Genomic DNA, 21745 nt, shown 5'->3' on the forward strand with positions numbered 1-21745 from the left:
CAATGTCACGCGGCGGGCGCGGCGATTTGCCGCCTGCGCCCGCCGGTGTCGTTACGCCAGATCGAAGCGATCGGCGTTCATCACCTTGGTCCAGGCCGCAACGAAGTCCTTGACGAACTTCTCTTCGCAGCCGTTTTCGGCATAGACTTCTGCCACCGCGCGCAGCTCGGAATTGGAGCCGAAGATAAGGTCGGCGCGGGTGGCGCGCCAGGTCTCGTGGCCGCCCGCGCGATCGGTGGCGACGAACTCCTGATCGTCCGATCCATCGACCGCCTTCCAAACATTGGTCATGCCCAGCAGGTTGACGAAGAAGTCGTTGGTCAGCTGCCCCGAGCGCTTGGTGAAGTGGCCATGGCCGCGCTCGCCATGATTGGCGCCGAGCACGCGCAGTCCGCCGATCAGCACGGTCATTTCCGGCACCGATAGGCCGAGCAACGATGCGCGATCGAGCATCATTTCCTCGGTCTTCACCGCCAGCTTCTTCTTGCCGAGATAGTTGCGGAAAGCATCGGCCTCCGGCTCCATCACGTCGAAGCTGGCTGCGTCGGTCTGTTCCTGCGTCGCGTCGCCGCGACCGCCGGTGAAGGGCACCGAAACATTGGATCCGGCATCACGGATCGCCTTTTCGAGCCCAACGACACCACCGAGCACGATCGCATCGGCCAGCGACATGGTGCCGCGCAGGCCGTTGAGCGTGTCGATCACCTTGGCCAGCATTGCGGGCTCGTTGACCTCCCAATCCTTCTGGGGGGCCAGCGCGACGCGGGCACCGTTCGCGCCGCCGCGATGATCGGACTTGCGATAGGTGCTGGCCGAAGCCCATGCGGACTTGATGAGCTGGCTCACCGTCAGCCCGCTGGCCGCGATGGCCGCCTTCACCGATGCGACTTCGGCGTCGGACGGCATCCGCCCGGCCGGGACCGGATCCTGCCAGATCAGGTCTTCGGCCGGAACTTCGGGTCCAAGGTACCGGGCCTTGGGACCCATGTCGCGGTGGGTAAGCTTGAACCATGCGCGGGCGAACGCGTCCTTGAAGGCTTCATGGTCGTTGCGGAACTTCTCGCTGATGACGCGGAATTCCGGATCGACCTTCAGCGCCATATCGGCGGTGGTCATCATGGTCGGAACCTTGATGTTCGGATCCCAGGCAGCGGGGGCCTTGTCCTCTTCCTTCTGGTTGATGGGCTGCCACTGCTGCGCACCGGCAGGCGAGCGGACCAGCTCATATTCATAGTCGAGCAGCAGGCGGAAGTAATTCGCGCTCCACTCGGTGGGGGTGTTGACCCACGCGCCTTCGATCCCGCTGGTGACGGTATGCTCGCCGATGCCGCCGCTCTCATGGCCGCTGACCCAGCCAAAGCCCTGCGCGACCAGATCGGCGCCTGACGGCGCCTTGCCGAGCAGCGAGGCATCGCCGTTGCCATGGGCCTTGCCAAAGGTATGGCCGCCTGCGGTGAGCGCGACGGTTTCCTCATGGTTCATCGCCATGCGTTCGAACGTCGCCTTAATGTCGCGCGCCGAGAGCAAGGGATCGGGATTGCCGCCCGGGCCTTCGGGATTGACGTAGATCAGGCCCATCTGGATCGCGGCGAGCGGCCCTTCGAGCTCATTCATGCCGTGTTCGGGGGCGATGCGGGTCTGAACGCCCTCGTTCACCCATTTGTCTTCCGAGCCCCAATAGATGTCGCGCTCGGGCTCGAACACGTCGGCACGGCCGCCGCCAAAGCCGAACACGGGGCCACCCATGCTCTCGATCGCGACATTGCCGGTGAGGATGAAGAGATCGGCCCAGCTGATATTCTTGCCGTATTTCTGCTTGATCGGCCAAAGCAGGCGGCGCGCCTTGTCGAGATTGCCATTGTCGGGCCAAGAATCGAGCGGGGCGAAGCGCTGCTGGCCGCTATTGGCGCCACCGCGACCGTCTGCGGTGCGATAGGTGCCGGCAGCGTGCCAGGCCATGCGGATGAAGAAGGGGCCGTAATGCCCGTAATCGGCCGGCCACCAGGGCTGGCTGTCGGTCATCAGCGCGACGAGATCGGCCTTGAGCGCTTTATAGTCGAGCGCCTTGAAGGCTTCGGCATAGTCGAAATCGGGTCCCATCGGGTTGGTCGGACCGTTGGGATTGAGGACTTCAGTCGCCAGCATCTCCGGCCACCAGTCCTTGTTCGTCCGGCCGAGAAGCGAGCGGACCCCGCCATTGCCGTGAACCGGGCAGCCGCCCGCCGTTCCAGTTTCTGCGTTCATGCTAATGATCCTCTCGCTGCTTAGGAAACAGGAGAGTAGGCCCGGCGGGATCAGCGCAGAAACGACTAAACTCGACCAGTATCAATCATAAAATCGATCACAGGGACGTGTTTCAGTTACTTAGTTGCGCAAGCTCGTGACGCGCGGCGTGCAGCGTCATCTGGGTCCGCACAGCGGCAAGGTTATGCTCCGCGAGATGGCTGCCGCAGCCGGGCATGCTGCCCTCCAGATCGGGGCGCTCGCCGATCGCGAGGCAATGTTCCCATGCGCCGGCCGCAAGCGGCAGCCAGTCCTGCACCGCGCGAGCAGGATCGATCATCGCCTTGTCGAGCAGCAGGTTGCCGAGGACGAAGTAGAAATCCGGCGATTTTCCCCAGTTGGGAAGTTCCGCATCGGCCAGCTCGAGCGCGGCTTCGAGCCGCCCTGTCTTGCTGAGGCAGCGCATCTGGCGAATGACCAGCCCGTGCCGCCAGTTCTCGCCGCTCGCGGTGCCGGTGAGCGACTGTGCGTAATAATCCGACGCCGCCTGCAGGTCGGCGTTCATCTCGCTATCCTTGCCGAGCTGGTAGAGCAGATAGGGATCGCCGGGCCGCGCGCTCAGCTCCGCCAGCAGCAACGGCCCGTTGCGGCCGCGCTTGCGGGCAAGCTGGTCTTCCAGATAGCCGTCATGTCCCACCTGCAATTCGATGCGCTCGCGCGGCAGCGGCGATACGGCCTGCTCGTGGATCCTGCCCTCATAGCGAACGCCGCGCGGCAGCAACCGCGTCATCCAGTTGCGCCGTGATGCGCCTTTGGGGCCCTGCTCCGCCTCCACTGCACTCTGCACGCAGAGCTTGCCCATGCGCGGGCGCCCCTTGCACCAGCGCCGAAGCTCGACGCCTCCTGAGATGATCCATTCGTCGGCGTCGAGAACTAGGTTCCAATCCGAATCGGCGATATCTAGCGCGTGATTGCGCGCGGCGGAGAAATCGTCCGGCCATTCCATATGGTGCACTTGCGCGCCCATGCTCGCCGCGAGCATCGGGGTGCCGTCAGTCGAGCCCGTATCGAGCACGACCATCCGGTCCACATGCGGCCGCACGCTTTCGAGGCACCGCGCAATGCAGCGCGCCTCGTCGCGCACGATCATCACAAGCGCGATCTCGGGGGCTTTCGTGGGTGCAGCTTTTCGCATGGAGGCCATGATGCCCCGAACAAGGCAAACATAGTGTTAACCATGCCGCTTTATCGTCGCACCCAACGGGCGGGAGGAAAGACGATGATCCCCAAGATAATGCACTTCATCTGGGTGGGCGACGAAAGCAAATGCCCCACCAATTGCATGGACACCTGGCGGGCGCTCAACCCCGACTGGGAGTTCCTCGTCTGGGGCAATCAGGATCTTGCCGAGCAGGACTGGTTCAACCGCGCGCATATGGACGCGATGTACAGCCGCGAGCTGAACGGCGTGGCAGACATGATGCGCTGGGAGATTCTCCATGCGAAGGGCGGCGTCGTCGTCGATGCGGATAGCATCGCGCTGCGCCCGCTCGACGATCACCTGCTGGACTGCGAGGCATTCGCTTGCTGGGAAAACGAGATCGCCCGGCCCGGGCTGATCGCTGCGGGCTATTTCGGCTGCGAGGCGGGCAATCCCTTTGTCGAACAGATCATCCGCGACATCCATGACGAGCCCAGCGTAACCCACGAAAAGGCATGGAAGACCGTGGGGCCGCAACGGCTGACCGACGCCTATCGCAAATATAATTATTCGCGCCTGCGCATCTATCCGAGCCATTATTTCATCCCGCAGCATTTCACCGGGCGGGGCTATGATGGCCCGGATCCGGTCTATGCCGATCAGCTGTGGGGATCGACGCTGCGATCCTATGATCAGATCCACAAGCGCGAGATCGCCGTTCCGGCCGCGCCCGTATCAAGGCTGGAGGCGAAGCACGCGCCCTATTTCGTCCAGCGCGTCAACGTCAGCAACGCATTCGCCGGGCTGGGCCGCGGCGCCGTGCTCCGCGAATTCTGCGCGGGCAAGCGCGCGCTCCATGTCGGCTGCGCCGATTGGCCCATCACCGATCTCAGCCGCTCGCTGCACCTGTTCCTCGAATCGATCTGCGCGTCGCTGGACGGCGTCGATCCGCACACCGAAGCGCTCGACATGCTGCGTCCGCATGTGAAGGGCGGGCTCTTCTCCAGCCTCGCGGAAGCGACCGGCAGCTATGATGTGGTGCTGGTGCCCGAGGTCATGGAGCATGTCGCCAATGTCGAGGAATTCCTGGGCGAGCTTCAGGCGATCGACGCGGCGGAATTCCTGATCTCCGTCCCCGATGCCTTCCAGTGCCGCGGGCGGCATTTCGATTATGTCGAGAGTACCGAGACCTTTGTCGAGGTCGTCCATCCCGACCATAATGTCTGGTACACGCCCTATACCTTCGCCAACACCGTCCAGAAATATAGCGATCTCGCGCTCGAACAGATGTGGTTCTTCAACCACATCTCGCTGCTCGCACGATTCTCGAAAAAGCAGATTGCGCTCGCAGCCTAAAGGCTGCGGGCGATCAGCAGCTTCATGATCTCGCTCGATCCGCCATAGATTCGCTGCACGCGCGAATTCCGCCACATCCGCGCGATAGGATAGTCGTTTACATAGCCATAGCCGCCATGGAGTTGCAGGCACTCGTCGACCACCTGCCCCTCCGCCTCTGTCACCCATAGTTTCGCGATCGCCGCGCTGGTCAGGTCGAGCGTGCCGGCAAGCTGGCGCTCGATGCAGTCGTTGACATAGACGCGCGCGATCTCTGCCTTCGCCTTGCACTCGGCGAGCTTGAACTGAGTGTTCTGGAAATCGAAGATGCGCTGGCCAAACGCCTTGCGCTCCCGCGTATATTCCGACGTGACCTGAATCGCCTTTTCCATCGTGATGACGCTGGAGACCGCGATCACCAACCGTTCGCGCGGCAGCTCGGCCATCAATTGGCGGAAGCCCTGGCCTTCGGTCGTGCCGAGCAGATTCTCGGCGGGAACCCAAACATCGTCGAAGAAGAGCTCGCTGGTGTCCTGCGCGTCGAGGCCGATCTTGTCGAGCGCCTTGCCCCGCCGGAAACCCTCGGCACTTCCGGTTTCGACCACCAGCAGCGAAACGCCCTTTGCGCCCTGTTCGGGATCGGTCTTCGCGACGACAATGATGAAATCGGCGATCTGGCCGTTCGAGATGAAGGTCTTGGCGCCGTTGATCCGGTACCCGTTGCCGTCCTTCAGCGCGGTGGTGCGGATCGATTGCAGGTCCGATCCCGCGCCCGGCTCGCTCATCGCGATCGCCGCGACGCTCTCGCCCGAGCAGAGCTTGGGCAGCCAGCGCTTCTTCTGCTCCTCGGTGCCGTGGGCAAGAACGTAGGGCAGGATGATGACGTTGTGCAGCGACAGCGCAAAGCCCTCGACGCCGTGGCGCACCACCTGCTCGACCAGGATCGCGTCGTGGCGGAAATCGCCGCCCGATCCGCCATATTCTGCGGGGATCGACACGCCGAGCAGCCCGGCCTCGCCCGCCTGCCACCAGAAGGCGCGCTCCACCTGCCCCGCCTCGCGCCATTTCGCGATCCGCTCGGGCGGCGCTTCGCGCTCGAAGAAACGCGCCGCGCCATCCGCCAGCGCCACCAGTTCGGGATCCTCACGCCACGAAGTCATAGATCAGCCCCTCAAGAATATCGTCATCCCCGCGAAAGCGGGGACCCAGGGTTATCGAGCGATGCCCTGCTTGGCTCTGGATCCCCGCTTTCGCGGGGATGACGGATTTGGTTGCAGCGCTCGCGCAGCTTCACCCCCGCGGCGCCATCCGGATCGCGCCGTCGAGGCGCACATCCTCGCCATTGAAATAGGAATTGCGCAGCATCTCGAGCGCGAGGCTGGCATAATCGTCGGGATTGCCCAGCCGCTTGGGGAAGGGCACGGCTGCGGCCAGCGCTTCCTTCACCTGGGGCGGGGCGGCGTTCATCAACGGCGTATCGAAGATGCCCGGCAGGATCGTGTTCACGCGAATCCCCTCGCCCGAAAGATCGCGCGCGATCGGCAGCGTCATGCCAACAATGCCGCCCTTCGACGCCGAATAGGCCGCCTGTCCGACCTGGCCGTCCTCGGCCGCCACGCTCGCGGTATTTACGATCGCGCCGCGCTCGCCGCTCTCGTCCGGATCGAGCGTCAGCATCCCCGCCGCGGATTTCACGATGCAGCGGAAGCTGCCGACCAGATTGACCTGGATCACCCAGTCGAACGCCACTGCGGGGAACTGCTTGATTTCACCGGTATTGCGATCGCGGCTGACCGTCTTGAACGCATTGCCCACGCCTGCGCAATTGACCAGGATCCGCTCCTGCCCATTGGCTTCGCGCGCCTTGGCGAAGGCCGCGTCGACTTCCTCGTCCGAGCGGACATCGACCTTGCAGAACACCCCGCCCAGTTCGGCGGCGAGCGCCTCGCCCTTCTCCGCGTTCATGTCGAACAAGGCGACCTTCGCGCCCGCTGCCGCCAGCGCCCGCGCGGTTGCTGCGCCCAATCCCGATGCGCCGCCGGTGATGACGGCGGCCGTGCCTTCAAACTTCATTCTGCTCTCCTGATAGCCAGATTGGTGAGGTGGGTGTGGATGCCGGCGTCGCCGAGAAGCGCGGCGCGGGCGCGGGCGCGCCGCCGGCAAAGGTGCCACGCGCCGCATTGTGCGGATGCGCAGCTGCTTCGTCGAAGGTGAGGACGGGCGAAACGCACGCCTCGGGCGTGAAATGCGCTACCCAATCGTCGCGGCTGCGCGTCGCGAAGATCGCGACAAAGCGTTCGGCGCGCGCGGGCCATTGGCGCACGTCCATCTGCGCCTCTCCGCTTTCACCCAGCCCCGCCACCAGCGCCGCATAGAATTGCGGCTCGATCGCGCCCACGGCGACGCATTTGCCGTCCGCGCAGGCATAGCTTCGGTAAAAGGGCGCTGCACCACTCAACACATTGGCCGAAGGGCCATCGCGCCACATGCCTGCCGCCTTGAAGCCCCAGCTCATGCTGGCGAGCAACGCCGCACCATCGGTCATCGCGGCATCGACCACCTGGCCCGGCCCGCCCATCTTCACCGCCAGCAGCGCGCTGACCATGCCGAAGGCGAGCAGCATCCCGCCCCCACCGAAATCGCCGATATAATTGACCGGCACTGCGGGCGGCAGGCCCGGCGATCCGATCGCATCGAGCACCCCAGCGATCGCGATATAATTGATGTCATGGCCCGGTGCCTGCGCCAGCGGACCATCCTGCCCCCAGCCGGTCATGCGGCCGTAAACCAGCCCGGGATTGTCAGCGAGCAGCACTTCGGGGCCGAGCCCCAGCCGCTCCATCACGCCGGGGCGGAACCCCTCGATGATCCCGTCCGCGCCGCGGCACAGCTCGCGCGCCTGCGCCACGCCTTCCGCCGATTTCATGTCCAGCGCGACCAGCTTGCGCGACCGCGCCAGCGCATGCGGCCCCAGCGCCGCCCCCGGCCGCTCGATCCGGATCACCTCCGCGCCATGATCGGCGAGCATCATCCCAGCAAAGGGGCCGGGGCCGATCCCGCCGAACTCGACGATACGGATGCCTGTGAGGACGGGCATCAGGAAAATCCTCCCCCGGAGGGGGAGGGGGACCGCGAAGCGGTGGAGGGGGAATTGCCCCAAAGGATGGCGGATCGCGTGCGGAGACCCCCTCTCCACCAGCTTCGCTGGTCCCCCTCTCCCACCGGGAGAGGAATTAGGAGCATCCCCCTCACAGCGCCTCGACGATGGTGACGTTCGCCAGCCCGCCGCCTTCGCACATCGTCTGCAGGCCGTAGCGCTTGCCCCGCTTGCGCAGCGCATGGACCAAGGTGGTCATCAGCTTGGTGCCCGATGCCCCCAGCGGGTGGCCCAACGCGATCGCGCCGCCATTGACGTTGAGCCGTTCGGGATCGCCGCCAATGTGGTCGAGCCAGGCCAGCGGCACCGGCGCGAAGGCCTCGTTGACCTCGTACAGGTCGATATCGCCGATGTGCATGCCCGCACGCTTGAGCGCGCGTTCGGTGGCGAACAGCGGCTCTTCCAGCATGATCACCGGATCGCCGCCCGTCACGGTCAGGTGATGCACCCGCGCCATCGGCGTCAGCCCGTGCGCCTTGAGCGCAGCTTCGCTCACCACCATTACCGCCGATGCGCCGTCGCAGATCTGGCTGGCATTGCCTGCGGTGATCACCCCGCCCTCGGCGATCGTCTTGAGGGCACCCAGCCCTTCCATGCTCGCGTCGAAACGTACGCCTTCATCCTGCGCGTGCAGCCCCGGCCCCTCCGGCGTTTCGATCTCCAGCGCCAGTATCTCGTCGGCAAAGTCTCTCCGCTCGATGGCCGCCACCGCGCGACGATGGCTTTCTAGCGAGAAGGCGTCGAGCCGTTCGCGGTCATAGCCATATTTGCGCGCCATCATCTCGGCGCCCATGAACTGGCTGAACCCCTTCACGCCGAAGCGCGCCAGCGCCTTCTCGCTATAGGGCTTCGCGCCGACCACCGAAGTGCCCATCGGCACGCGGCTCATATGCTCGACGCCAGCGGCGATCACCACGTCCTGCGTGCCGGACATCACCGCCTGCGCGGCGAACTGGATCGCCTGTTGCGAGCTGCCGCACTGGCGGTCGATCGAGACTGCGGGAACGCTCTGCGGCAGCGTCGAGGCCAGCACGGCATTGCGGCCGATATGCAGCGCCTGTTCGCCCGCCTGCGTCACGCAGCCCATGATCACATCGTCGATTGCGGCGGGATCGATCCCCGATCGTGCGGCGATCTCGGAAAGCACCGCGCCGCCCAGATCGGCCGGATGCCAGCCGATCAGCTTGCCATTCCTGCGCCCGCCCGCCGTGCGCGCCGCCGCCACGATATACGCTTCCGCCATCCCGCTCTCCTTCGCCCCTCGCTGGAGCTTAACTTACATGAATGTAAGTGCCGAACCCTCGCGGCCAGCGCAAGTGGCAGTCGCGCTTTCCTTTTGCAGCGTCAGAGAGTAAAGGCACCGCGATTTAAGGCGCGCACACCCCAAGAGGTTATTTTTGGCCAAAGAAGAACTGCTCGAAATGCGCGGACAGGTCGTTGAGCTTCTGCCCAACGCCATGTTCCGCGTTAAGCTCGAAAACGATCATGAGATTCTCGGCCATACGGCGGGCAAGATGCGCAAGAATCGCATCCGCGTGCTGGTCGGCGACGAAGTCCTCGTCGAACTCACGCCCTACGACCTGACCAAGGGCCGTATCACCTACCGCTTCAAATAAGCCGCGCCCGTGCGGCTCGTTCTGGCATCGACATCGCCGCGCCGCCTCGATCTGCTCAAGCGGATCGGGATCGAGCCTGCGCGCGTGGCTGCCCCCGACATCGACGAAGATCCCCTGCCCGGCGAGCTGCCACGCCCCTATGTGCTGCGCATCGCCGCGGCCAAGGCCCAGGCGGTGGAGCGCGCGGCGGACGAGATCGTGCTCGCGGGCGACACGACGGTGGCGGTCGGCCGCCGCATCCTCGCCAAGCCGGAAGACGAAGCGGATCTCCGCCGGATGCTGGGGCTGCTCTCGGGCCGTCGCCATCATTGCTATTCGGCGGTCTGCGCGATCGGCGCGGACGGCAAGGCGCGCACGCGCATCTCGGACACCATCGTCGCGTTCAAGCGGCTGACGAGCCAGGAGATCGACTGGTACGTCGCCTCGGGCGAAGGCATGGGCAAAGCGGGCGGATACGCCATCCAGGGCAAGGCGGAGAGCTTTGTGCGCTTCCTCTCGGGCAGCCATTCGGGCGTGGTGGGGCTGCCGGTGTTCGAAACCCGCGCGCTGCTTCTCGCCGCCGGGCTCCAGCTTGGCTGAGTGGCTCTACGAGGCCGGGATCGGCGAGAACCGCGCCGCCCTGATCTCACGCGGCAGCATCTGGAAGGCGCGAATCGAGCTGGAGCATAGCGGGCCGCGCGAAGGCAGCGTGGTCGAAGCGCGGATGACCGACCGCTCGACCGCGCGGGTCACGCTGGCCGACGGTAGCGAGGCGCTGTGCTCGCCCCTCCCCAAGGTGACCCAGGGCGGCCGCTTCCGCGCATTGATCGTGCGCGAGGCGATTCCCGAGCCGGGCCGCCCGAAGCTTCCCAAGGCGACGCCGACCGATGCGCCGCTCTGCGACGGGCCCGATCTCTTCGCCCGCATCACCGCATCCGGGCTGCCCGTGCGCATCGCCCGCGCGCATGAGCCCGACCTGCTCGAAGAGGCCGGCTGGTCCGAAGTGATCGAAGAGGCGTTTACCGGTGAGATCGCGTTTGCCGGGGGCGCGCTGCGCCTCTCGCCCACGCCTGCAATGGCCTTGTTCGACGTCGATGGCCCCGCGCCGCACGACGCACTCGCCGTCGCCGCCGCGCACGCCGTGGCGCGCGCCTGCGAACGGCTGAACATCACCGGTTCGATCGGCGTGGATTTTCCCACGCTCACCAGCAAGGCCGCGCGCCAGGCCGTGGCCGAGGCGATCGACGCCGCGCTGCCCCAGCCTTTCGAGCGCACCACGGTCAACGGATTCGGTTTTCTCCAGATCGTCCGCCGCCGCACCCGCCCGTCCCTGCCCGAACTGCTCCGCGCCGATCCGATCGGAGCGGAGACGCGTGCCGAGCTGCGCCGCGCCGAACGCCTTCCGCCGCCGCTTCCCTCTACCTATCTTGTGAGCCAGCGCATTGCCCGCCGCCTCGCGCAGCAGCCGGATTGGACCGCCGAACTGGCCCGGCGCATGGGCGGCACGATGCAGTTCACCAGTCCCAAGGAAGCATGATGCCCAAGCGAAACGGCTGCCCGATCTGCGGCCAGCCCCCTTCTCCCGACACCAAGCCCTTTTGCAGTCGCGGCTGCAAGGACCGCGATCTGCTGCAATGGCTGGGTGAGGGATATCGCGTCCCGGGCGAGCCTGTTGACCCGGAAGCATTTACCGGGGTGGACAGCGCCCGCGAGCCTGACTAAGAGCGCGCTTCCGGCGTTCGCCGGAGCAGTTCGTTCCCGGCTTCGCCGGACGGGCCCGGGTAGCTCAGTTGGTAGAGCATGCGACTGAAAATCGCAGTGTCGGCGGTTCGATCCCGTCCCCGGGCACCACTATCAAGCCATCACTTTAAAACGATTTTTCCTCCGGATCCCGTCCGGAAGCGCCGTGCGTTTTCGCACGCTCCCGACGGACGCAATGTGATCTTCGGTGTGAGAGCACCGCAAGCTCGCCCTTCGTTCGCCTGACAACACGCCGCCCGGCGCTATTGCGCTCCATATGGGTGCAGGTCGTCCAGCGCCGCGCGATAGTTCGGGCCGACCGGCACCACCGTCCCGTCGATCAGCGTCAGCGATATCCCGCGCCCATGCCGGTCGATCGAACGGACCAGCCGCATCCGCACGAACGCGGAACGATGAACCCGGCGCAGCCCGGCGCGCGCGGCCACAGCCTCGAACTCCTTCATCGTCATGCGATGCAGATAGGTCTGCTCCCCGCAATTCAGGTAGAGATGATCGCCGGCAGCCTCCACCCTGTCGATCCCCGCCAGTTCCACGCGCACCAGCCGCTTGCGCGTATCCACCCACAGGCAATCGTCATCGGCAGGTGGCACCGGACCCGTCATACCCGCCGGAGCGAGGGCGGCCTTGGCCTCGAATCGTCGCAGCGCCCGGTTCAGCGCCTGGTCGAGACGATGGCGCCGCACGGGCTTGAGCACATAATCGATCGCGTCGAGATCGAAGGCGATAGTGGCATGCCGGTCATAGGCGGTGACGAAGATGACGTCCGGCCCGCCCAGATGCGCCAGCGCGAACGCCGCGCCCAGTCCGTCCAGCCCCGGCATGTCGATATCGGTCAGGATCAAGTCGGCGGCCGTTTCGCGTGCCATCCGCACCAGTTCCTCCCCGTCCGCCGCCTCGCCGACGATCACCACGTCCGCCCGGCCCGCCAACAATCCGCGCAACAGCTCGCGCGCCAGCGGTTCGTCGTCGGCGATGATGATCCTCATCGCCACGCCATGCCGCAATAGGCGGGACGGGACGGGGATCGGCGGTCGCGAGAACACTGCCGCACCAGCGGCACGCCGAACACTTCGCGTTCCATACGAGACATGCGCCTCTCCCTCTCACGCCCGAATAGACGCCAATGCGCGAATGCCCAATGCGCTTTCGTCGCACCGGGCGTCATGTTGGTCGTAGCGCAAATACTTCACAGCACCCAGATCCTCGTTTGTCGCGGACCGGCTTGAGCGCGCGCGCATCGTGATCGTTACTCGAAGGAAAGGGAGTTCGAGTGCGATGAACCCGGTTGTTCTTCTGGTTGTCGTGGTACCCGGCGCCGCAATCTTCGCCCTCCTTTGGTACGCGGCCAATCGTGCCGAACGGCTGATCGAGGAATCGCGCGGCTGGCCGAGTGCGAAGGGGCGCGTCACGGCTTCGCGCATCCAGCGCACCCGCAACACGCGCTCACCCCGGATCGACTATGCCTATGAAGTGGCCGGGGTGCCGTACAAGGGCAAGCGGCTCGGCTTCGTGCGGGAAAGCAGCTCGTTCAAGGATTGCCAGTCGGTTATCGAGCGCTACCCGCCGGATGCGATCGTCGACGTCTGGTACAATCCCCAAAAGCCCGGCTTTTCCGTGCTCGAACGCACCGGCAACCCGCGCGCGCTGCGCATCGCCGCCTTCGCCACCGCCGGAATCTTTTTCTTCACCTTCGTCATCCTGGGGTTCGGCAAATGAAGCATCTGTCTCTTGCGGCCATATCGCTTGCGAGCGCGGCCTTTTTCGCCACGCCCGCACAGGCGCAAAGCTGCCCCGCAGCCGGCACAACCTTCGAATATCACGACAGCTACAAGGGCGCCGTCTATTCCTATGACAATGGCTGGATACGGGTGACGTCGCTGGGCGGCGCGCGCGACAATATCGGCCGATGCCAGTATCGCGATGCCAAGGGTGAGGTGTGGAAGCTCGCCGCCGACGCCCCGCTTCGCCCGGCCAGCGCGGGCACGCCCGCTGCCCGCCCGCCCGCGCAGGCGGGCACCAGCGGCGCGATCCCCGTCGGCGTCTATGAATGCGATGCGCCGATCACGATCGGCGGCATGGTGATGGGATCGCCGCAGACCGGGCTGATGTTCGGCATCATTGGCCCCGGCGCCTATCGCGACTTCAACGGCGGGCGCGGCACTTATGCCCTCAACGGCACCATCCTGACGATGACCAGCGGCCCGCTGCGCGGCACCCGCTACGAACGCCAGGGCGCGACCTATTTCAAGCCGCTGAACGCGCAGGGCAAAACCGGTTCGATCCGCTGCGTCCTCAATCGTTCCAAATCACTAAACGGCCGCTGGTAGGGCCGAGACAGGAGAGTAAGCGATGTTCCGCAAGTGCTTCATCCTCGCCGCCGTCGCGGCGGCGGCGGCGGCCAGCCCGGCCGGTGCCCAGGTCTCGGTCCAGGCAAGCGGCGGCATGCCCGCCATCGTCAGCTATTACGCCACCGGAAGCTGCCTCGATGTCGGCAACGCCAATGTCATCATGATCGCCGCGTGCAACGCATCGCGCGGGGCGCAGGGCTGGCGCTTCGTGTCGGGCGGCTATGGCATGATCTCGCTCGGCAATCAGACCTGCCTGACCGCGAACGGCAGTGGACAGCCGCTCACCGCCGCCCAGTGCGCCAACACGCCGAACCAGCGTTGGGGTTTTCAGGGCAGCGGCGAACTGCGCAACGAAACCGGCGTGTGCGCCGATATCGAGGGCGGCAGCCGCGCCTCCGGCGCACGCGTGGTCGGCTGGTCCTGCCATGGCGGCCTCAACCAGAAATGGTACCAGGGCGCGAGCGGCGCTCGGGCGACCTTCCGCATCAGCGCCAGCACGCCGCTGACCACGTCATTGCGAGGGCGCGCGCTCATCGCATCCTCCGGGCCAAGTCAGAACAACATCGTCGCCGGCGGGGCGGGGAACATCGTTGCGGGTGGTGCGGGCAACATCGTCGCCGGGGGCGCCGGAAACATCGTGGCGGGCGGCGCGGGCAACCTGATCGTCCAGGGCATCGTCGCGGGCGGCGCGGGCAATCTCATCGCCAATGACGGCACCTCGCTGCGCGAGATCGCTGCGAGCCAGTTCCGTTGAGCGCCGGGCAGGCCATGCTGCGTCCGGCCCTCGCGCTCGTCGCCCTGCTCGTCTGCAATACGGCATCGGCGCAGGACATTCCCGCCGCCCCGATTCCGCCGGGCAATGCGCAACCGCCGGTCGTCTCCGCGCAACCCGCGCCCGTCGCCCCGCCGATCGCCCCGCCGGTCGCCCCGATGCAGCCCGCGCCCGCCACCCCGGCCGCAGCGCTCTACAAGGAGTATCAGAAGGTCGAGGTCGCCGACGCTGAGAATCCGGGCATGTGGAACACCTGCACGGTGATCACCGTGTTCACCGGCGCCTATGAGGTAAGCTGCAACTATACCCACAGCATTGTGCGCGATGTCCATGTCCGCAAGCCCGGTGGCCAGCCCCAGGGCCAGACCGCGGCCCAGGCCGTCACCGGTCCGCCGTTCAAGGCCGGGGACATCGTCCTCGGCACGATCATGGGCCTGCCCGACGACTGGCGACTATGCGTCATCCTGCGCAACCAGCTGCAGAGCAGCAACGGCTATGTCGCCAAATGCGGGCGCTCCGAGATGCACCTGCTCCCCAAATGGGTCCGCGCCGATCCGGACGCACCGCAATAGCTTGTCCAGGCATGGGGTGCTGGCCTGCCTCACTGGGTTGGCCCGCCGGGCTGACCAGAGCCAAGATCGGCAAGCTGCCGGAACCAGTTGCCAGGCGGCGTCTGGTTCCGGACAGACTATAACGCCCCTCAGACACGCTCGATGGCGAGCGCGATTCCCTGGCCCACGCCGATGCACATCGTGCAGAGGGCATAGCGCGCGCCCCGCTGCTGCAATTCCTCGGTCGCCGTCAGCGCCAGCCGCGCGCCCGACATGCCGAGCGGATGGCCCAGCGCGATCGCGCCGCCATTGGGGTTCACATGCTCGGCATCGTCGGGCAGGCCCAGCCGGCGCATCACCGCCAGCCCCTGGCTGGCGAAGGCCTCGTTGAGCTCGACCACGTCAAAATCACTGATGCGCAGCCCCAGCCGCGCCATCAGCTTCTCGGTCGCGGGCGCGGGGCCGATGCCCATGATCCGGGGCGCGACGCCCGCCACCGCACCGCCCAGAATGCGCGCGCGCGGGGTCAGCCCGTGGCGCTTCACCGCCGCTTCGCTGGCGATAATCAGCGCCGCCGCGCCGTCATTCACGCCGGATGCGTTGCCCGCGGTGACCGTTCCGTCCGGGCGGACGATCGGCTTGAGACGGCCCAGCGCCGCCATGTCGGTGGCGCGGGGATGCTCGTCGCGCTCGACCAGGATCGGATCGCCCTTGCGCTGCGCGACCGAGACCGGGACGATCTCGGCGGCCAGCCGCCCATTCGCCTGCGCGGCAGCGGCCCTGCGCTGGCTCTCGACGGCGAAGCGGTCCTGATCCTCGCGGCTGATCTGGAAATCCTGCGCCACATTCTCGGCGGTCTCCGGCATCGAATCGACGCCGAAGCGTTCCTTCATCAGCTTGTTGACGAAGCGCCAGCCGATCGTCGTGTCGTAGATCGCGTTCGCGCGGCTGAAGGCGCTGTCGGCCTTGGGCATCACGAAGGGCGCGCGGCTCATGCTCTCCACGCCGCCGGCGACGATCAGTTCGCCATCGCCCGCCTTGATCGCGCGGGCGGCCACCGCGACGGCATCCAGCCCGGAACCGCACAGGCGGTTGATCGTCCCGCCTGGCGCGTTCTCCCCCAGCCCTGCGAGCAACGCGGCCATGCGCGCGACGTTGCGATTGTCTTCGCCCGCCTGATTGGCGCAGCCCAGGATGACATCGTCGACCAGGCTCCAGTCGATGCCCGGATTGCGTTCGCGCAGCGCGGCGAGCGGGACCGACGCGAGATCATCGGCGCGGACACTCGCAAGCACGCCGCCGTAACGGCCAATCGGCGTGCGAACGCCATCGCAGATATATGCGTCAGTCATGTATCATTCTCCTAAGCCGTCCGGGCGGCGGGCGCCGCATCCCAGCGATGTGGAATGCGCGGATCGCGCATTATTACGTTATTTGCCAGTCTCAGTTGAGCGTGCGCGCACCCAGATCAGCGGGAACCGTGGGCGCATAACCGGGCTTCACCCGCGCCTGGGTCGCCTGTTCATAGGCATAGCCGGCCCGCAGCAGATCGCCGTCTGAAAAGGCCGGGCCGATGAAGGAGAGGCCCGCAGGCAGGCCCTTCACCAGCCCCATCGGCACGGTGAGGTGCGGATAGCCCGAGATCGCGGGCAATGCGCTGGCCGAAGGGCCGGAGAACTGATCGCCCGCCACCGGATCGCTCAGCCATGGAATGCCATAGGTCGGCGATACGAGCAGTTGCGCGTTCGCCTCCTTCATCATCCCGTCCAGCGCAGCCTTGGCCAGCCGCAGCGATTTCTCGCGCGCGGCCTTATATTCGGGATCGTCGAGCCCCTTGGTCTTTTCGGCCTCTTCGAAGATCTCCTGCGCGAAGAAGGGCATCTCGGCTCCGGCATTGGCCTGGTTGAAGGCGATCACGTCGGCCAGCGTGCGCACTTTCACGGTCTTTTCCGGCGTGGTTGCCAGATAGGCCGCGAGATCGGCCTTCAATTCGGCCTTCAGCACCAGGAACTCGGCCTCGCTCATGCCTTCCAGCTTGGGCATCTTCACTTCGGTCAGCACCGCACCCGCCGCGCGAAGCTCTTCCAGCGCCTGATCGAAACGCTTGCCCAGCTCGCCCGGCATTTGCGGCTTCCAATAGCCGATCCGCACGCCCTTCAGCGCATCGGGCGACAACGCCGCTGCAAAATCCCTGGCGTGGCGGGCCGCGCCCTTGGTCGCCGGGTCGGCCGGATCGTCCCCGATCATCGCGGAAAACAAGAGGGCCACGTCCTTCACGCTGCGTCCCATCGGCCCGGGCGTATCCTGGCTATGGCTGATCGGCACCACATGGGTGCGGCTCACCAGGCCCAGCGTCGGCTTCAGGCCGACCAGCCCGTTCATCGATGCCGGGCACACCACCGACCCATCGGTTTCGGTGCCCACCGCAACTGCCGCGAAGCTGGCGGCGATCGCGGCCCCCGATCCGCTCGACGATCCGCACGCGGTCCGGTCCAGTGCATAGGGATTGCGCACCAGCCCCCCGGTCGCGCTCCATCCGCTCATCGATGCGGTCGAGCGGATATTGGCCCATTCGCTCAAATTGGTCTTGCCCAATATCACCGCGCCCTGCGCCCTGAGCAGCGCCACCACCGGCGCATCGCGCTTGGTCCAGTTGCTGCGAAGCGCCAGGCTGCCCGCCGTGGTCGGCAATTCCCAGGTCTCGATATTGTCCTTGATCAGCACCGGGATGCCGTCGAGCGGGCCAAGCAGCTTGCCGGCCCTGCGCCGCGCGTCGCTCGCCCGCGCCTGATCGAGCGCGCCCGATGTGACCGCGATCACGCTGCGCAGCGTCGGCCCCTTGCGATCCATGGCGGCGATTCGCTCCAGATACTCCTTGGTGATCGCCTCGCTGGTCGTGCCCAGCGCCATCTTGGCCTGCAATTCCTCGATCGAGGTTTCGACCACATTCTGCGCCACGGCAGGCATCGCCGCCATCAATGCCAGCGCCAGCAAGCCCATCCGCATATCCGCAGCCCCCGAAAACCAGGCCAGCAGCCTAGCCCGCGCCATCTGCGGCGGGAACCCCACAGATTGTGTCCACAGGATTCACACGGCGCTAAATTTTTTCCGTTTCCGTATTTCCCCTCTTGCCTTTCAAGAACCCTAGGAAGGTCCATGCGTCGCGGCAGCGCAGCACGCGGGGAGGTGCCATGAGGCGAGTCATTTTAGCGACGAACCGAGAGGCCAATTAACCATTTAGCATCTTGTGCCGGGATCGGCTTTGGCACAATCTGTAGTGGTTGCACTGAGGGGCAAACTCAAGCACTGGTAGAACCAGCGCCGCATACCCATATGCGGAACAGGTCCTGCTGTGTCCGGCTTCCGGGCGATGGACACTTTTTGTTCTCGTTCGAACGCCGCACCGATGCTAGGATCGGTGCCCGCCCCCGAGTCGACCGGAGCCTCCCCGTGATGGAGGCGCGTGAAGGGCATTAGGGGCTTAGACGACATGGAATTCAGGGACACCGAAAGCGTGAGTGAAAGCGTCACCGAAGCACCTGTTGCGGCCAAGCCCGCCGAAGCCGCCGCGCCCAAGGCTGCGAAGCCGGGCAAGGCGAAGGATTCGAAGACGGTCGACGTTCAGCTTTACGCGGTCGAGGTAGATCATTCGCGTGATGCTCTGCTCACCGAGTTTGGCAAGGAAACCCTGACCGATCGCTATCTGCTGCCCGGCGAGAATTTCCAGGATCTCTTCGTCCGCGTCGCATCGGCCTATGCCGATGATCAGGCGCATGCCCAGCGCATCTATGATTATATCTCGCGCCTGTGGTTCATGCCCGCCACGCCCGTGCTCTCGAACGGCGGCACGGGTCGCGGCCTGCCCATCTCGTGCTTCCTCAATTCGGTGCCGGACAGCCTGGGCGGCATCGTCGATACGTGGAACGAGAATGTCTGGCTCGCCTCGCGCGGCGGCGGCATCGGCACCTATTGGGGCAATGTCCGCGGCATCGGCGAGCCGGTCGGCCTCAACGGCAAGACCAGCGGCATCATCCCCTTCGTCCGCGTGATGGACAGCCTGACGCTCGCCATCTCGCAGGGTTCGCTGCGCCGCGGCTCGGCGGCTTGCTATCTCGACATCTCGCACCCGGAGATCGAGGAGTTCCTCGAAATCCGTAAGCCCTCGGGCGATTTCAACCGCAAGGCGCTCAACCTGCACCACGGCGTGCTGATCCCCGACGCCTTCATGGAAGCGGTACGCGACGGCGCCGAATGGGTGCTCAAGAGCCCGAAGGACGGCTCGGAGCGCGGCAAGGTCGATGCCCGCGCATTGTTCCAGAAGCTGGTCGAGACCCGTCTCGCCACCGGCGAGCCCTATATCGTGTTCGCCGATCACGTGAACTCGAACATGCCCAAGCATCACCGCGATCTGGGCCTCAAGGTCTCGACCTCGAACCTCTGCTCGGAAATCACCCTGCCGACCGGCAAGGATCATCTGGGCAATGAGCGCACCGCGGTCTGCTGCCTCTCCTCGCTCAACCTCGAAACCTGGGAAGAGTGGAAGGACGAGAAGGGCTTTATCGAGGACGTCATGCGCTTCCTCGACAATGTCCTGCAGGACTATATCGATCGTGCCGAGCCCGGCATGGAAAAGGCCGCTTATTCGGCGGCGCGCGAGCGTTCGGTCGGCCTCGGCGTGATGGGCTTCCATTCCTTCCTCCAGGCGCGCGGGCTTCCGTTCGAAGGCGCGATGGCGAAGTCGTGGAACCTGCGCATGTTCAAGCATATCCGCGCGCAGGTGGACGAAGCGTCGATGCAGCTCGCGGTCGAGCGCGGCCCCTGCCCCGACGCCGCCGATATGGGCGTGATGGAGCGTTTCAGCTGCAAGATGGCGATCGCGCCCACCGCTTCGATCAGCATCATCTGCGGCGGCACCAGCGCGTGCATCGAGCCGATCCCGGCGAACATCTACACGCACAAGACGCTCAGCGGCTCCTTCTCGGTCAAGAACCCGTATCTGGAGAAGCTGCTGATCGAGAAATCGAAGAACAGCGAGAATGTCTGGAACTCGATCCTCGAGCATGGCGGCTCTGTCCAGCATCTCGATTTCCTCAGCCAGGAGGAAAAGGATTGCTACAAGACCAGCTTCGAGATCGATCAGCGCTGGCTGCTCGAGCTGGCGGGCGATCGCACGCCCTATATCGATCAGGCGCAGTCGCTGAACCTGTTCATCCCGGCGGATGTGGAGAAGTGGGATCTGCTGATGCTCCACTTCCGCGCATGGGAGCTGGGCATCAAGTCGCTTTACTATCTCCGCTCCAAGTCCGTGCAGCGCGCCGGCTTCGCGGGCGGCGTGGAAGCCGACAACACGATCGACGCGCCCAAGTTCGAGCTTGGCGAGTCGACCGATTACGACGAGTGCCTCGCCTGCCAGTGAGGCCGTAATGTTCCCTCTCCCCTCGGGAGAGGGAGGGAGGCGCGAAGCGCCGGAAGGGTGAGGGTGATGCGCCTCTACCAGAACCAGCCTTCAGGGACGCTCCCGCGCGCACGGCAGCTTCGCCGCGACGCGCCCGAACCCGAGCGCCGGTTGCTGCGCGCGCTCCGCGAGGCCTTTCCGATCCTGAAATGGCGGCACCAGGCCCCGGTCGGCCCGTTTTACGTCGATATCCTGTGCTTTTCGCAAGCGCTGGCAGTCGAGGTGGACGGAGACACCCATGCCGAGGCTGCGGCGCGTGATGCGGCGCGTACGGCTGTGATTGAAAGTGAGGGCTTTCGCGTGATCCGCTTCACCAACCATGAGGTGATGCAGAATCTGGATGGCGTCCTGACGCAAATCTCCCTCTCCTTCCAGGAGAGGGAAGGGGCCCGCCGCGTAAGCGGTGGGAAGGGTGAGGACAGCTAATGCGTTCCGCCCTCACCTTTCCGGCGCTTCGCGCCTCCCTTCCTCTCCCACAGGGAGAGGAAAACAATGGCTCAGGCTTCCTCCTCGAACGTCACCGCCACATCGGCGTTGGCGCTCAGGCGCACCTTGTCGCCCTCGACGCCGGCGATCAGGCCGGTGGAGATATAGTGGTGGTGCCCTTCGTGCGAGCCCTGCCCGCTATCGGCCTTGGTCAGCTTGATGCGGTTGCCCTCGATTCCGTCGACGGTGCCGACATGGACGCCGTCGGCGCCGATGACTTCCATATGCTCGCGGATGTTGCTGGTATCGGCCATGGTCTCTCTCCTGTGCTGGCGTCCGCCGCTCAACGCATGGTTTGGGGAATCGCTGCATGACCCGCGCCCGCATTGCCCTCGCGCTCGCCGCGCTCACCCTGCTCGCCGCCTGCGCGACGCAGAACGCGGCGGTCGCGGTCCAGCCCGGCAGCCCCGGCTTCCTGCTCGGGCTGTGGCACGGCTTCATCTTCCCGGTTGCCTGGTTCCTCTCGCTGATCGTGCCCGACGTCGCGATCTACGCGGTGCCCAATAATGGCGGCTGGTATGATTTCGGCTATTTCCTCGGCATCTGCGTGTTCGGCGTGGGCGCCAATCGCGGCAAGAAGGTCGTGGTCCGCGAACGCATCGTGACGCGCGACGGCGGCCGCGTGATCGACCACGAATGACCCGCAGCCTCGCCTTGATGGCCGGGGTGGCCGTGCTCGCCGGAACCACCGGCCTCACCACCCTCGTGCGCCCGTCGCTCGCCCGCCGCGCGCTCGGCATCGCCGACAGCGAGGCGGCGACCTATGCGCTCCGCATCGCCGGCATGATGCTCTTCGCGCTCGGTCTGTTCCTCGGCGGCTTTGCTGCTGCCTTCGCCCTTTTTTCAGTAATATAGTTCGTC

Annotated in this window: 23 protein-coding genes and 1 tRNA gene; 14 read left to right on the top strand and 10 right to left on the bottom strand. The window is 65.6% G+C overall.

What is annotated here, in order from left to right; all coding sequences use genetic code 11:
* Positions 1 to 51: 51 nt before the first annotated feature.
* Together katG and SSO01S_RS09615 are read right to left on the bottom strand one after the other, a co-directional pair.
* A complete protein-coding gene (katG, locus tag SSO01S_RS09610) occupies positions 52 to 2244 on the bottom strand; it encodes a catalase/peroxidase HPI (RefSeq protein ID WP_066798473.1) in 2193 nt (730 codons plus the stop codon).
* Between the two features lie 112 nt (positions 2245 to 2356).
* Entirely contained in the window at positions 2357 to 3418 is a 1062-nt protein-coding gene (locus SSO01S_RS09615) for a glycosyltransferase family 2 protein (protein WP_066798660.1), read from the bottom strand.
* 84 nt (positions 3419 to 3502) lie between these two features.
* Between SSO01S_RS09615 and SSO01S_RS09620 the strand changes: the two genes are divergently transcribed.
* Positions 3503 to 4780 (top strand): glycosyltransferase, encoded by a 1278-nt coding sequence (locus SSO01S_RS09620; protein ID WP_066798474.1) that lies wholly within the window; start codon positions 3503 to 3505, stop codon positions 4778 to 4780.
* Here the strand turns inward: SSO01S_RS09620 and SSO01S_RS09625 are convergent.
* The 4 genes from SSO01S_RS09625 to SSO01S_RS09640 form a co-directional block, all read right to left on the bottom strand.
* Complete coding sequence (locus SSO01S_RS09625) at positions 4777 to 5919, bottom strand: acyl-CoA dehydrogenase family protein (RefSeq protein WP_066798475.1); 1143 nt, start codon at positions 5917 to 5919, stop codon at positions 4777 to 4779. The two genes, SSO01S_RS09620 and SSO01S_RS09625, sit on opposite strands and share 4 nt — an antisense overlap.
* 130 nt (positions 5920 to 6049) lie before the next feature.
* Positions 6050 to 6832 (bottom strand): SDR family NAD(P)-dependent oxidoreductase, encoded by a 783-nt coding sequence (locus SSO01S_RS09630; RefSeq protein WP_066798476.1) that lies wholly within the window; start codon positions 6830 to 6832, stop codon positions 6050 to 6052.
* Positions 6822 to 7856: a CaiB/BaiF CoA transferase family protein gene (locus SSO01S_RS09635; protein WP_066798477.1), complete on the bottom strand. Its 1035-nt coding sequence runs from the start codon at positions 7854 to 7856 to the stop codon at positions 6822 to 6824. Before SSO01S_RS09635 ends, SSO01S_RS09630 begins: the two co-directional genes overlap by 11 nt.
* Before the next feature lie 151 nt (positions 7857 to 8007).
* The gene (locus SSO01S_RS09640; protein WP_066798478.1) at positions 8008 to 9159 is read right to left on the bottom strand and encodes an acetyl-CoA C-acetyltransferase; all 1152 of its coding nucleotides are present in this window, start codon (positions 9157 to 9159) and stop codon (positions 8008 to 8010) included.
* A 154-nt stretch (positions 9160 to 9313) separates the two neighbouring features.
* Between SSO01S_RS09640 and infA the strand changes: the two genes are divergently transcribed.
* The 5 genes from infA (at position 9314) to SSO01S_RS09665 (ending at position 11362) form a co-directional block, all read left to right on the top strand.
* Positions 9314 to 9532, top strand: coding sequence for a translation initiation factor IF-1 (gene infA, locus SSO01S_RS09645; RefSeq protein WP_010162480.1), 219 nt, complete (start codon positions 9314 to 9316; stop codon positions 9530 to 9532).
* A gap of 9 nt (positions 9533 to 9541) precedes the next feature.
* The gene (locus tag SSO01S_RS09650) at positions 9542 to 10111 is read left to right on the top strand and encodes a Maf family protein (protein WP_066798479.1); all 570 of its coding nucleotides are present in this window, start codon (positions 9542 to 9544) and stop codon (positions 10109 to 10111) included.
* Entirely contained in the window at positions 10104 to 11048 is a 945-nt protein-coding gene (locus SSO01S_RS09655) for a ribonuclease E/G (protein WP_066798480.1), read from the top strand. The genes SSO01S_RS09650 and SSO01S_RS09655 overlap by 8 nt, the downstream gene beginning before the upstream one ends.
* Complete coding sequence (locus tag SSO01S_RS09660; protein ID WP_066798481.1) at positions 11045 to 11233, top strand: DNA gyrase inhibitor YacG; 189 nt, start codon at positions 11045 to 11047, stop codon at positions 11231 to 11233. The genes SSO01S_RS09655 and SSO01S_RS09660 overlap by 4 nt, the downstream gene beginning before the upstream one ends.
* Positions 11234 to 11286: 53 nt before the next feature.
* A tRNA-Phe gene (locus tag SSO01S_RS09665) sits at positions 11287 to 11362 on the top strand.
* A 152-nt stretch (positions 11363 to 11514) separates the two neighbouring features.
* On the opposite strand, the gene SSO01S_RS09670 is transcribed toward SSO01S_RS09665, so the two are convergent.
* The gene (locus SSO01S_RS09670; RefSeq protein ID WP_066798482.1) at positions 11515 to 12258 is read right to left on the bottom strand and encodes a LytR/AlgR family response regulator transcription factor; all 744 of its coding nucleotides are present in this window, start codon (positions 12256 to 12258) and stop codon (positions 11515 to 11517) included.
* 289 nt (positions 12259 to 12547) lie between these two features.
* Here SSO01S_RS09670 and SSO01S_RS09675 point away from each other — a divergent pair, with 289 nt between their 5' ends.
* The 4 genes from SSO01S_RS09675 to SSO01S_RS09690 are packed head-to-tail and all read left to right on the top strand — an operon-like array spanning position 12548 to position 14964.
* The gene (locus SSO01S_RS09675; RefSeq protein ID WP_066798483.1) at positions 12548 to 12988 is read left to right on the top strand and encodes a DUF3592 domain-containing protein; all 441 of its coding nucleotides are present in this window, start codon (positions 12548 to 12550) and stop codon (positions 12986 to 12988) included.
* Positions 12985 to 13599 carry a hypothetical protein gene (locus SSO01S_RS09680; protein WP_066798484.1) on the top strand — a complete coding sequence of 205 codons (615 nt, stop codon included), beginning with the start codon at positions 12985 to 12987 and terminating at the stop codon, positions 13597 to 13599. The genes SSO01S_RS09675 and SSO01S_RS09680 overlap by 4 nt, the downstream gene beginning before the upstream one ends.
* A gap of 22 nt (positions 13600 to 13621) precedes the next feature.
* Positions 13622 to 14374 (top strand): ricin-type beta-trefoil lectin domain protein, encoded by a 753-nt coding sequence (locus tag SSO01S_RS09685; RefSeq protein WP_066798485.1) that lies wholly within the window; start codon positions 13622 to 13624, stop codon positions 14372 to 14374.
* A 14-nt stretch (positions 14375 to 14388) separates the two neighbouring features.
* The gene (locus SSO01S_RS09690) at positions 14389 to 14964 is read left to right on the top strand and encodes a hypothetical protein (protein WP_157073711.1); all 576 of its coding nucleotides are present in this window, start codon (positions 14389 to 14391) and stop codon (positions 14962 to 14964) included.
* A gap of 128 nt (positions 14965 to 15092) precedes the next feature.
* Here the strand turns inward: SSO01S_RS09690 and pcaF are convergent, their stop codons facing one another.
* Together pcaF and SSO01S_RS09700 are read right to left on the bottom strand one after the other, a co-directional pair.
* Positions 15093 to 16295: a 3-oxoadipyl-CoA thiolase gene (pcaF, locus tag SSO01S_RS09695; protein ID WP_066798487.1), complete on the bottom strand. Its 1203-nt coding sequence runs from the start codon at positions 16293 to 16295 to the stop codon at positions 15093 to 15095.
* A gap of 91 nt (positions 16296 to 16386) precedes the next feature.
* Complete coding sequence (locus SSO01S_RS09700; protein ID WP_066798488.1) at positions 16387 to 17949, bottom strand: amidase; 1563 nt, start codon at positions 17947 to 17949, stop codon at positions 16387 to 16389.
* Between the two features lie 484 nt (positions 17950 to 18433).
* Here SSO01S_RS09700 and SSO01S_RS09705 point away from each other — a divergent pair, with 484 nt between their 5' ends.
* Both SSO01S_RS09705 and SSO01S_RS09710 read left to right on the top strand, forming a co-directional pair.
* Entirely contained in the window at positions 18434 to 20359 is a 1926-nt protein-coding gene (locus SSO01S_RS09705; protein WP_066798489.1) for a ribonucleoside-diphosphate reductase subunit alpha, read from the top strand.
* A 66-nt stretch (positions 20360 to 20425) separates the two neighbouring features.
* Positions 20426 to 20824 (top strand): endonuclease domain-containing protein, encoded by a 399-nt coding sequence (locus tag SSO01S_RS09710; RefSeq protein WP_066798490.1) that lies wholly within the window; start codon positions 20426 to 20428, stop codon positions 20822 to 20824.
* 71 nt (positions 20825 to 20895) lie between these two features.
* Here the strand turns inward: SSO01S_RS09710 and SSO01S_RS09715 are convergent, their stop codons facing one another.
* Complete coding sequence (locus SSO01S_RS09715; protein WP_066798491.1) at positions 20896 to 21138, bottom strand: DUF2171 domain-containing protein; 243 nt, start codon at positions 21136 to 21138, stop codon at positions 20896 to 20898.
* Positions 21139 to 21194: 56 nt separating this feature from the next.
* Between SSO01S_RS09715 and SSO01S_RS09720 the strand changes: the two genes are divergently transcribed.
* Together SSO01S_RS09720 and SSO01S_RS09725 are read left to right on the top strand one after the other, a co-directional pair.
* A complete protein-coding gene (locus SSO01S_RS09720) occupies positions 21195 to 21524 on the top strand; it encodes a hypothetical protein (protein ID WP_066798492.1) in 330 nt (109 codons plus the stop codon).
* Positions 21521 to 21739, top strand: coding sequence for a hypothetical protein (locus SSO01S_RS09725; RefSeq protein WP_066798493.1), 219 nt, complete (start codon positions 21521 to 21523; stop codon positions 21737 to 21739). Before SSO01S_RS09720 ends, SSO01S_RS09725 begins: the two co-directional genes overlap by 4 nt.
* Positions 21740 to 21745 lie beyond the last annotated feature (6 nt).

The organism is Sphingomonas soli NBRC 100801 (assembly GCF_001591025.1).
GTDB classification, from domain to species: Bacteria; Pseudomonadota; Alphaproteobacteria; order Sphingomonadales; family Sphingomonadaceae; genus Sphingomonas; species Sphingomonas soli.